Here is a 12,506-nt window from a genome sequence, read left to right on the forward strand (position 1 = left end):
ATATAATAATTAAATAACAAGCCAATTTAGCTCAGTTGGTAGAGCAACTGATTCGTAATTAGTTGGTCGTAGGTTCGAATCCTATAATTGGCACCAAATGTTATTTAGACATCTCGCTGACAAAATAAATTGTTTTTTTAATAAAACTTTTTAAAAATGTTATATAATAATATAGCAATTTAAAAATAAGTTGCCGACATAGCTCAGCGGTAGAGCAGTTGGCTGTTAACCAATTGGTCACAGGTTCAATCCCTGTTGTCGGCGCCATGGCCCTATGGTGAAGCGGTTAACACACATGGTTTTCATCCATGCATTCGCGGGTTCGAGTCCCGCTAGGGTCACCATTGGACGATTAGCTCAGTTGGGAGAGCATTGCCCTTACAAGGCAAGGGTCGTGGGTTCGAGCCCCTCATCGTCCACCATTTGTTTAATCACCAATTTAAAATACCATTTGGTATTTTTTTTAATTTTTAAAAATAAAACAAAGCTAAATAGCTTTGTCATTTTTATAATTTATTGTTACGGGTTGAGAATGGTTAGATATTTTATGAATTTCTTTATTTTTATAATTTAACTGCGTATCTAATTGTTTATGATCATCAATTATTAGCGGTGAATAATTTTTAAATTCATAGACAGAATTACCACTTTCACGAGCTTTTAGTTCTCTTAAAATGTATTTTCAAATTGGTTTATAATATTTAATTAATGAATAAATAGCTACTAAATCGATAATAGAAAATATAACAGAAACAGTTATTTTTCACACCTCTAAATGTTCAATTTGGTAATTCTTAAATCCTAATATTGCATTTGTTGCTAAAACTATATTTATAGAAATTATTTCTATTGCAGTTTTAAATTTAATTATTTTAGGTACCCGAAAATAAATATTTTTTTCAAACAAAATTAATTTACCAGTTAAAGCTGTTAGATCACGGATAAATAAAATTATTACGACACTAGTAAATATTAAATTAAATTTAATGAAAAATAAAATAATTGGATAAATTAAAAATTTATCTGCTAATTGTTCAAAAATAATTTGAATAGAACTTAAATTATGTTTATTTTTAATTCTTCCGTCAAAAAAATCACTAACACTAGCAATTAAAAAGATCACAAAACAAATTCCAAATGTATAAGGATAAGCTACCTCAAGTTCGAATATTTTCATTACACTAAGTAATATAAATACAAAAATTCCAGCTATTACTCTCATTATTGATAAATATAATGATGAGTATCAATTTATTTTCAATTTCTTCATAAGAAAATTATAAAAAATAAAAAGAAAAACACACAAAAATGTGTGTATTATTAGTAATTTTGTAATGTCAATGCACTAACTGTAATAACTGCAATCGCAACAATACTAATAACAAAAATAGAAATTAATACTTTTTTACCAATTGGGGTTTTTAGATAATTTATCATTTTTTTAAATTGTTTTTTATCTATCTTTTTAGATTTATTTCTTTTCATTTTTAATCTTTCAAATTATATAACTTTTTCAACTATATTTTTAGTAATTGAAAAAAATATTTATAATTATTATTATGACAGTTAGTGAGGCTAAATCAAAACAAAAAATAAGAGTTTTTATAGATTTTGAGGCAATAACTAATCCATTTGCTAGATTTATAAAAATTGAAAATTCTACACCTTATTGTTATACATTAGGTCTAGAAAATGAACATGGAATTTTTAAATCTCATACTTATGTTATTAATTTTCGAAATTACAAAAAAATTTATGAAATATTAAGATTACACATAAAAAAAGATATTAAAAAAGTGAACCCACAAATTAAGATTAATGATGTTGAATTTGTTGGTCATAACCCTGTATTAGAAAATAAATGTTTAAATAAATTATTTCCTAAAAATAAAGTACTTCCTTTAATTAGTCAACAAACAATTAGCTTATCTATATTAACAAGAAAACAATTTAAAAAAGAATATTTTGTTCAAATAAAAGAAATTATTAACACAAAAAGTACTCATAATGTTTTTAAAAATAGAATTTTATCTAATAATGGTGCAATAGCTAGTTATGTAGGTTTTTTACTTTATTGTAAAGATAATAATTTTGAAACTAAAAAGCATTATTATATTGATATTGATAAACAACTTTTAATAAAGGAATTAAAAGAATATTCTCATGATGATGTTTGAAAAATGCAATATGTTAATGAACATTTAGATGAAGTGGATATGTGGCTTAAAGATATAAATCATAAAAGAGAATTAATTAAACAACTTAATGCTTTAGAATTAAATGAAGAGATGACTATAAAAGAACTAAAAGATAAAATCTGAGACATTTAAAGTGTGGATTTATGGTAAAATTTCTAATGTGAAATCATTTATTAATGTAAAAAGTTTTATAATTAAACATTTACCAGAAACAAAAAAAGATTGAAAAATTTATCTAAAAATAACAATTCCAGTAATTTTAACTGAAATTATTTTTTCTTTAACTGCTTTTTTAGATAATTTTATGGTTACACATATTCCTAATGGTCTTAATGCTTTAAGTTATGCGAATGTTTGAACTGGTATTTTAACAATGTTTTTTGTTACAATTAATAGTATTGCTAGCATGTTTGTGGGACAATTTTATGGTTCAAAACAATACTCAAATTTAAATCAAATTATGGCACTGAGAATTTGAACTTATCTTTCGATTACATTTATGTTTGCTGTTCCTGCTTTAATAATCCCTGAGCAATTTATTTTATTAGTTGCTCCTTTAGATAGCGAATCATTAGAAACAAGTGCAAATTACTTAAAATTAATGACCATTGCTTGGTTTGGTTTAGCAATTGCTTGAAATACTAGCGGAGTTTTAACGGAAACTGGTAAAAGTCTTTACTCTATGTTAACCGCAGTTATTAATATTTTAATTAATTTTACAATAAATGGAATTTTATTATTTGGATTCAAAATGGGTGCAGAAGCAGCTGCTTATGGAACTATTACAAGTGTGTTTATAAGTATAATTATTGATTCATTATGGATGATAAAAAAAGACAAACATATTTGGATCAATCCTTTAAATTTATTTTATATTACAAAAAAAATAGTTAAGTTATATATTTCTAAAATTTTTTCATTTGCAATAGCTTTAAGTGCAACAATTGTTATTCCATTAAGAATGATAATTTGGAATAGATCTTTTCCACCTGGAAGTGTTAATGAACCTTACATGAGGCTTTCTGCTGCTAGTATTTTAAGTTTGACTGAATCCATTGCAAGTGTATTTGGTGCTACTATTGCAGCATGTAGTGCTAATGTTGCAGTATTTGTTGCTACTAAATTAGGTGAAAATAATTTTTCTGAAGCTGAAAAACATGCTTTAAGTTTAAAAGGTTTTCATGTTGTTGTTAGTTCTTTTTTTAGTGTGCTTTTAATAATATGTGGTTTAATAATTTATGAAACAAGTTCTTTAACTACAGGTGTAAAAAAAGAAGTAACTGAGAGATTAAAAGAATTGGAACTTACCAAATTAAAAGATACTACGAATTTATTAATTAATAATAAAAATGAACTAATAAATCTTGCTGCTAATAAAGCTGCATTAGTGCAATCTAGATATTTATTTGTAACAATACTTGTTATAGCTTTTGTAAGTCCTTTGCAAAACTGATTTTATACTACTAATGCAATTATAAGTAGCGGTGGTAGAAGTACATTAAGTAGTCTAACAAATTTTGTAACTCAATGATCGCATTTTATATTTTTAATTATTTTATGTTTTGTAATCGTACCTAAAAATAATGTGTCATTACCTCTTGCATATTTTAGTTTTTATTGTTGAGATATTGTGAGATTATCTATTTTTGAATTTGTACAACATAAATTTAATTGAAAAGTAAATATTACAAATGATATAACACATTTATAATATCTAAATACTTAAAAAGCTTCACTTAAAATGGGCTTTTTTTATTATAATTTTAATTATGAAAAATGACAAAATAATAATTAAAGGTGCAAAGGAAAATAATCTAAAAAACGTCAATTTAGAATTACCTAGACAAAAATTAATTGTTTTTACAGGTTTAAGTGGTTCAGGAAAAAGTTCACTTGCTTTTAATACTATTTATGAAGAAGGAAAAAGAAGGTATGTAGACAGTTTAAGTTCATATGCTCGTCAGTTTTTAGGTAATACCAAAAGACCAAATGTTGAAAGTATTGAAGGATTAAGCCCGTCAATAAGTATTGAACAAAAAACAACACACAACAATCCTCGTTCAATCGTTGGAACTGTAACTGAAATTTATGACTATTTGAGATTATTGTATGCAAGAATTGGAAAAGTTTTTTGTCCTCATCATAATATTGAAATAAAAGCACAAAAACAAAAAGACATAATTGATGCGATTTTCAAATATAAAGAAAATACTAAATTATACATATTAAGTCCTTTAGTTTTTGGTGAAAAAGGATCTCATCAAACAAAATTAGCACAACTAAAAAGAGAAGGTTTTGTAAGAGTAAAAATCAATGATGATATTTATTCCCTTGATCAAGAAATTAACTTAGATAAAAACAAAAGATGAAATATTGATATTGTCATAGATCGTTTAACATTAAAAGATTCAGAAAGACAAAGAGTATCACAAGCTGTAGAAATAGCTTTACAACATTCTAATGGATTTGTAAAAATTTATGAATTAGATAAAGAAAGTCAATTATTTTCAATTCATTATTCTTGTGAATATGGTGATTTTGATATGCCTAAAATTGAACCTAAACTATTTTCATTTAACAGTCCTTATGGAATGTGTGAAGAATGTAAAGGTATCGGTGTTAAACTTCATGCAGATTATGAAAAAATCGTTCCTAATCCTAAAATGTCAATTAAAGCAGGTGGTATTAAATATTATGAAAATATAGTTAATACACAAAATTTAGAATGACAAGAATTTAAAGTTCTTTTAGATCGTTATGATATTCCTATTGATGTAGCCATTGAAAAACTAAGTCCAAAGCAACTAAAAATTCTTTTACGTGGTTCAGATGAAGAATTAGAATATGTGTTAATTTCAGCATCAGGTAATAAATATCAAAGAAAAGGATACATTGAAGGCATAGCAACATTTTTAGAAAGAAAATATTTAGAAACATCAAGTGAAGAAATTAGAGCGTGATATAAAAAATTCATGAGTGAAACTACTTGTAATGTATGTAAAGGTTCTAGATTAAATAATTATGGTTTAGCAGTTAAAATTAATCATAAAAATATTTATGAAGTATGTTCACTAGATATTTCAGATATTTTAGATTTTATTAAAAATTTGCAATTGAGTGCAATGGAAATGGAAATTTCTAATTTGATCTTAAATGAAACTATCCATCGGCTAGAATTTTTAATTAATGTTGGTCTTGAATACTTAACTTTAAATCGAAAATCAGAAACATTAAGTGGTGGTGAAGCTCAAAGAATTAGATTAGCTACTCAAATTGGTGCGAATTTAACCGGTATTTTATACGTTTTAGATGAACCAAGTATTGGATTACATCAACATGATAATCAAAAACTATTAAACTCTTTAAAAAAGATGGTGGAAATAGGTAATACTTTAATTGTAGTAGAACACGATGAAGAAACCATTTTAGAAGCAGATTATATTGTTGATATAGGCCCAGTTGCAGGTGATAAAGGTGGTTATATCGTAGCTCATGGTAATTTAGATGATATTATCAATTCTCCTGATTCAATTACTGGTAAATATTTAAGTGGTGAATGAAAAATTGATATTCCCACTTCACGTCGTAGTGGTAATGGTAAAGTTTTAAGTATTAAAAATGCTTCTAAAAATAATTTAAAAAATATTGATGTAAAAATTCCATTAGGAAAATTTGTCTGTGTTACTGGTGTATCTGGTTCAGGAAAAAGTACATTAGTTAATGAAGTTATTGTTGAAGAATTAAATAATCATCTGTTAAAAGATTCATCATCTAAATCAAATACTAAATTAACAGGTGATATATTTATTGATAAAGTTATTCAAATAACTCAATCTCCAATTGGAAGAACTCCTAGATCAAATCCTGCAACATATACTAGTGTTTTTGATGATATTAGAGATATTTTTGCTAATGTTGAAGAATCTAGAATTAGGGGTTATAAAAAAGGTAGATTTAGTTTTAATGTCCATGGTGGTAGATGCGATAAATGTCAAGGCGATGGAGTAATTAAAATCGAAATGCATTTTTTACCTGATGTTTATGTTACTTGTGATCATTGTGATGGAAAAAGATACAATCAAGAAACATTAGAAATTAAATATCATCAAAAATCAATTAATGATGTATTAAATATGAGAATCGAAGAAGCTTACGATTTTTTTAGTGCTCGTGCAAAAATTCAAGCAAAATTACAAACACTTTTAGATGTTGGATTAGGTTACATTCAATTAGGTCAAGCCGCAACTACTTTAAGTGGTGGTGAAGCTCAAAGAGTTAAATTAGCAACTTATTTACAAAAAAAACCAACTGGACAAACATTATTTATTTTAGATGAACCAACAACTGGATTACATAGTCATGATGTTAAAAAATTATTATCTGTTTTAAATCGTATAGTTGATAATGGAGACACTGTTTTAGTAATAGAACATAATTTAGATGTGATTAAAAATGCAGATTATATTATTGATTTAGGACCAGGTGGTGGTAAAAAAGGTGGAAAAATTATTGCAACAGGTACACCTGAACAAGTTTCAAATCAAGATAATTCTTATACTGCAAATTACTTAAAACAAATACTTACTAAAAATACTTAATATTATATAATTAATAAATAATAAATAAAGAAAGGAAAAGTATGGAAGGTTTTTTAGAAAAAACTAATCAAGCATTTAGTGGATATATTCCTGATGATCCTGAAACAGTTTTAAGATTAGGAAATATTAGACTTTATTCATTTTTAATGATGTTAGGAATGTTATGTGCTATTTTAACAGTTTATTATTTTTGAAGAAGAGAAAAATATCCATTTGAAATTTTTGCAACAGTAGTAGTTATTACTTTACCATCTGCAATTATTGGCGCTAGATTATTTTTCATTTTTGAAAGAATTGTTGCAGAGGATATTACGATAAAAACAAATTGATATAAAATTTGGACTGGTGGTTTATCGATTCAGGGTGGAGTAGTTACAGCAACTATTGCTGACATTGTCTTTTTATCATTTTTAAGACATAAAATTGATATAAAAAAATGTTTTTCAATTATTTTACCTGCAGTATTTATTGGTCAAGCAATAGGAAGATGAGGAAATTTTTCAAATCACGAATTATTTGGTAAAGTTGTTAATGCGGATGATTTATCAATTGTTTGATTACCTGATATTATTAAAAAACAGATGTTTATTTTAGATGAAGGTGTATCAGCATATAGAGTTCCATTGTTTATTTATGAATCTATTGCTAACTTAACAGGTTATATAGTACTTGTTTGAATTTTAAATAAATATAATTGATTAAGACCAGGAACTACTGGAGCAATTTATTGAATTTACTACGGAATTACTAGAATTAGTATGGAAAATCTAAGAGCCCATCACTATACTTTTTATAATGTATTTAGTTCTTTATATATTATTTTTGGAACTATAATGGTTTTATATTTTGAATTATCAACTAATAAACGTTATACAGTATATTTAGTTGAACCTTCTAAATCAGCTAAATGAAATAAACTTTTACATTTTTATGTATGAGAAGATTCAGAATTATATACATTACGTAAATTAAAAGAAAAACAACGTAAAGAATTATTAAAGCTTAAAACAATTTAATATAAGGAGAATAATTTATGAAAATTAAAACTGATTATGATGTTTTAATTATTGGTTCAGGACCTTCAGGGCTTACTGCTGCAATTTATGCGCAAAGAGCTAAATTAAAAACAGCTTTTTTAGAAAAATCAGTGCCAGGTGGTAAATTACCAAATCAATCAAAAATTGAAAACTGACCTGGTGATGAAACTATTAAAGGTGCAGATTTAGCTTTAAGAATGTTTCAGCATGCAATTAACTTAGGCGCTAAATATTTATATGGTGATGTTTTAGAAGTTATTTCTAAAGAAGATGAATATAAAGAAGTAATAATGGCTGATGGATCAAAATTAACTGCAAGAGCAGTAATTATAGCTTCAGGAATGATTTCAAATGTCCCTTCTTCAATTAAAAATATTGAACAATATAATGGAAAAGGTTTAAGTTATTGTGCAATATGTGACGGCCCTTTATATGCAAATAAACCAATGGCGATAATTGGTGGAGGAAATAGTGCAATTGAAGAAGCTGCATATGTTTCTAATATTGCAAGTCATGTGTATGTTTTTGTTCGTGATGATCATACAATTGCTGAACAATCTTTATTAGATGATCTTCATAAAAAAGATAATATTTCACTTTTATTAAAAAGCGAAATAAAAGAAATTTATGGCGAAAATGGTATTGAAAAAATTTTAGCTGATGTTCAAGGTGAATTAAAAGAAATAGAAGTGAATGCAATTTTTCCTTATATTGGATTTAGACCAAGTACAGCATTTTTAAAAAACTTAAATGTTTTAGATGAACATGGTTTTGTTTTAACTAATGATGAAATGGAAACAACAATAAAAAATGTTTTTGCTGTTGGAGATGTAAGAAAAAAATCTATTAGACAAATTACTACAGCAACAAATGATGGAACAATTGCAGCCAAAATTTTATCAAATCGCTTATAATACCCTAAAGGGTATTTTTTTATTAAAGTTTTGAAAATTTAAATAAATTACTAATTTTTATAAATTTATTTAAATTTGTATTATAATATATTTTGCACTTAAAAAAGTGAATGGGAGGGTAGCGAAGCGGCCAAACGCGGGTGGCTGTAACCCACTTCCTCACGGTTCGGGGGTTCGAATCCCTCCCCTCCCACCATTTTGCCCTTTAGCCAAGCGGTAAGGCAGAGGTTTTTGGTACCTCCACGCGTTAGTTCGAATCTAACAAGGGCAGCCAATCAGAAATGACCCCATAAACAAAGTAAAACTATTAACAGAGACTATTCTCTGTTTTTTTATTTAAAATCTCCCATTTTAAAGCAGAATAAAAGATAAAATAGTGTTGAATATTTTTTTTAAATAATGAAAAATAAGGAAGTAAAAAGTTCAAATTATGTAGATACATAAATATGTTTATATAGTTTGGTGTTATGTTATAATGAAATATATTTTGTTAAATATTTTTAATTAAAAATATCAATAAAATAATTTAAAAGTAAAGGAAAACAATGAAAGTTCAAAATAGAAAAAGAAAATTTATTATCATTTTATCTACAGTTACTTCAATTTTAGCAGTAGGTGGTGTAATTGCTCTTGCAACTACATTAACTACTAAAAAAAATGATGATAATAAAGAACATGACCAAAATATTAACCTAAAAAAAGAAAAACAAAACACAAATAATAATACTAGTTCTGAATCTCCAAAAGATGATGCAAAGCAAAAAACTAATAAAAATCCAGAAACTAAAAAACAAGTAAATGCTCAAATAAGCGAATATGTTAAACAAATTCAAAATTTAAAAGTAAATAATGATTTAACCAAAAAAATTATTGATAATGAAATTAACAATCCAACTGATAATACCACTCAACAAACTGAATTTATTAATGAAATTAAAGAGTTTGATAACAAACTTTCATTTTTAAAAAAACTTAATTCTCAATACTCTCTTGGTTCTGAAATTCAAAACCAAATTGAGAATTTAGATTTTCAAAAAATTACACATGATAATATTACTCAAAGTAAAGAAAACATTGAAAAATTATTTGCTACTTCAAAAACATTTATTAAAAATAATAAAATTGCAAGTAATGACAATGCATTTAATAATTTAAAAAACGATTTACATACTAAAATTAATGAATCTGGAAAAATAACTAACAAACAAAAAACAGAACTAAACAATAAATTAGTAGATACATTATTTCAAGAAGATTTAAATCAAACTCAATTTAATTTTCAACAATACGAAAATAAATATGAACAATTTCAAAACAATTTTAGTAACAGTTTAATTGAAAATTCTATTAAAAAAGATCTTCAATTATCTTTAAATATTAATAAAAATAAAGATAATTACAGAGACAAATTAGAAGAATTATTAGATACTATTAACACTTTAAAAACTAAATTAGATTTAGTTGATAATGAACTTAATTCTCCATCAACAAATAATTTAAAAAAATATGATTTATATGTTTTAAAAAGTCAATACAGAAATATATTTGATACTAAACTAGAAAAATTACATATTTTAGATTTTAAAGAAACTATTAACAAAATTACTGAATTTAATAACAAAATTGATGAAATTAACGCTCATAATTATGAATCAACTAATAAAGATTTAAATTTAATTTTATTAGAAAAAACAAAAGATATTTTTAAATTAGAAGAATACCAAGGAGCAAAAAAATACAATTTTGAAGAATATGAAACATCAGGTTCATTTAATTTAAAAAGTGCTAAATTATTTTTTGATTATCAAGACACAGATGTTTATGATTTTGAAATAATTAATTTAGAACTTAAAGGTAATAATTTAGAAACACTAGAAGCTACAATTCAAGTCAAAATAAAAGGTGTAGATTCATTAGTAGCAACATTTAAAAAACAAAAAACTTTTGCAAAAACTGCTAAGGATGATTTAGAAACTATAAAAATATCAGATTTAGATCAAATATATGATATTAACTATGAATTAATTAATTCTTATACTAAACAAGAATGACAAAATTTAAGTCAAGAAGAAAAAAATAAAGTATTAACTCCAAAAAATTCAAAAATTGGTAAATATTTTAATCAAACATTTAGTAACTTAAATATTGATACTAATATTAGCGCTAACATTGACATTAAATATATTAATCAAATAGTAAAAACAATACAAAATGTTCATTCAAAAAATAATATTACTTGAAGAGCTGATAATCTTACTAAAGAAGAATATTGAGATAAAATCAATCTTGAAAAAATATATGAATTCCTATACAATCAAAGCGACAATAGAAATTGATTTTTTGAAAATCTTACAATTAAAAATTTAGATGATTTTACCACTCACTCTGATATTCTAGCTTCACAAGCTAAGGAATATTTAAATAAAATTTATAATTTTCCTAAATTAGGTAAATATGAAATTATCATTGATGAAATTGAAGTAGAAGATAACTATGGAGAACATTTAATTAAAAATGGTGCTAGATTTGGTGGAATTGTTCATATTTACTTTTGATACAAAAAAGATGGTGTTAAAGCATCATATCCTCAAAGTGGTAAATATAAAGGAACACCGCGATTTGGTATTTATTTAGGGTTTAAAACTGCAAAGAATATCGGATATTCTCTAGGTTATTTAAATTATGAAGATATTAAGCCAAAAGCTAAACATTTTACTGCAGAAGATTTTAGTGGAACAGGAATTAAAAGTGTAGACGAAAAATATAAACAACAAATTGATCGTATTAATGAATCTAATTTTTCATTTATTTTTGCTGAAGGAAAAGTAAATGATAGACAGCATGTCGAAGATTATCGTAGTATAAATGTTAAATCACTAATTGAACAAGAGGCATTTAATAAACTAAATTACTTTATAAAAATTGGTAATGGAGTTAATAGAAAAGGTGTAAATCATGATGCTGATATATTTTTATCTAGAGACTATAAAAACACTATTTATGATGTAAATATTGATGTAAATAATGATGTTATTGCCCCTGCTGATAGAGATAATCAAACATCATTATTAGAAAATTTCTTTTACTATTTTTATGATGTAAAACAAGAAGGAAAACGTGGAATGTCATTTAAAGTTGGTTGAATTAATAGATTTGATAATTCAAAGAGATATACAGCTAATAAAACATATCATTTAATAAATATTGTTAATGATTATGAACAGGCACTTTATCCTGAAGTAATGTTAAACAATCTAACATTAAATGATTTAAATATTAACACTGATTTATTACAAGCTCATAATGCTACTTATTTTAAAACACATTTAGATGAAATTAATCAAGCAATTAAAGTTAAAGCAAATCATAAAAATAATGTAGTTTATAAAAACTTTGAACTTCCAATTACTAATTTTAAAGTTTCTGAAATAATTGCAGATGGTTCAAATGCAGCTTATATTAAATTTAGTGTGGATGGTTACGAACCAATTGAAAATAAGAATGTTGTTTTTAATTCTCATACTTGATTTAGAATTGAAGGTTTTAATACTCAAGATGCAGTAGTAAATGAAAAACAATTATTTGATGATTCTAATTTAAGCGTAATTATCAATGATGAAAATAATATCCAACGTAAACGTGTAATTGAACCTTATTGAAGAGATTTAATGTGAAATTATGATGAAAAAACATAAAGTGCTTATTGATTATTTGATAAAAAATACATTCAAAAAACTCTGTTAGAAGACAATACTACAA

At 25.1% G+C, this 12,506-nt stretch carries 8 protein-coding genes and 6 tRNA genes; 12 read left to right on the top strand and 2 right to left on the bottom strand.

Annotated elements, in window-relative coordinates; translation table 4 throughout:
* Positions 1-20 precede the first annotated feature (20 nt).
* From HLA92_RS00260 to HLA92_RS00275, 4 genes are all read left to right on the top strand, one after another.
* A tRNA-Thr gene (locus tag HLA92_RS00260) sits at positions 21-96 on the top strand.
* Positions 97-192: 96 nt separating this feature from the next.
* A tRNA-Asn gene (locus tag HLA92_RS00265) sits at positions 193-267 on the top strand.
* A gap of 1 nt (position 268) precedes the next feature.
* A tRNA-Glu gene (locus HLA92_RS00270) sits at positions 269-344 on the top strand.
* Between the two features lie 2 nt (positions 345-346).
* Positions 347-422 (top strand) — tRNA-Val (locus HLA92_RS00275).
* 65 nt (positions 423-487) lie between these two features.
* Here HLA92_RS00275 and HLA92_RS00280 read toward each other — a convergent pair.
* Complete coding sequence (locus HLA92_RS00280; RefSeq protein WP_171112395.1) at positions 488-1,270, bottom strand: CDP-alcohol phosphatidyltransferase family protein; 783 nt, start codon at positions 1,268-1,270, stop codon at positions 488-490.
* A gap of 50 nt (positions 1,271-1,320) precedes the next feature.
* Positions 1,321-1,485, bottom strand: coding sequence for a hypothetical protein (locus HLA92_RS00285; protein WP_171112398.1), 165 nt, complete (start codon positions 1,483-1,485; stop codon positions 1,321-1,323).
* A gap of 74 nt (positions 1,486-1,559) precedes the next feature.
* Here HLA92_RS00285 and HLA92_RS00290 point away from each other — a divergent pair, with 74 nt between their 5' ends.
* The 8 genes from HLA92_RS00290 (at position 1,560) to HLA92_RS00325 (ending at position 12,442) form a co-directional block, all read left to right on the top strand.
* Entirely contained in the window at positions 1,560-2,330 is a 771-nt protein-coding gene (locus HLA92_RS00290) for a DUF2779 domain-containing protein (RefSeq protein ID WP_171112400.1), read from the top strand.
* Positions 2,331-2,358: 28 nt separating this feature from the next.
* Positions 2,359-3,909 (top strand): MATE family efflux transporter, encoded by a 1,551-nt coding sequence (locus HLA92_RS00295; protein WP_171112402.1) that lies wholly within the window; start codon positions 2,359-2,361, stop codon positions 3,907-3,909.
* A gap of 58 nt (positions 3,910-3,967) precedes the next feature.
* On the top strand, positions 3,968-6,796 hold the full coding sequence (uvrA, locus tag HLA92_RS00300; RefSeq protein ID WP_171112404.1) for an excinuclease ABC subunit UvrA: 2,829 nt from the start codon (positions 3,968-3,970) through the stop codon (positions 6,794-6,796).
* A gap of 41 nt (positions 6,797-6,837) precedes the next feature.
* Positions 6,838-7,812 (top strand): prolipoprotein diacylglyceryl transferase, encoded by a 975-nt coding sequence (lgt, locus tag HLA92_RS00305; RefSeq protein ID WP_171112406.1) that lies wholly within the window; start codon positions 6,838-6,840, stop codon positions 7,810-7,812.
* 17 nt (positions 7,813-7,829) lie between these two features.
* Complete coding sequence (locus tag HLA92_RS00310) at positions 7,830-8,747, top strand: NAD(P)/FAD-dependent oxidoreductase (protein WP_171112408.1); 918 nt, start codon at positions 7,830-7,832, stop codon at positions 8,745-8,747.
* 112 nt (positions 8,748-8,859) lie between these two features.
* Positions 8,860-8,943, top strand: a tRNA-Tyr gene (locus tag HLA92_RS00315).
* A 3-nt stretch (positions 8,944-8,946) separates the two neighbouring features.
* A tRNA-Gln gene (locus HLA92_RS00320) sits at positions 8,947-9,021 on the top strand.
* A 271-nt stretch (positions 9,022-9,292) separates the two neighbouring features.
* Positions 9,293-12,442, top strand: a complete 3,150-nt coding sequence (locus tag HLA92_RS00325) for a hypothetical protein (RefSeq protein WP_171112410.1) — start codon at positions 9,293-9,295, stop codon at positions 12,440-12,442.
* The last annotated feature ends 64 nt before the right edge of the window (positions 12,443-12,506 follow it).

This window comes from Mycoplasma miroungirhinis, from assembly GCF_013008815.1.
Lineage (GTDB): Bacteria > Bacillota_I > Bacilli_A > Mycoplasmatales > Metamycoplasmataceae > Metamycoplasma > Metamycoplasma miroungirhinis.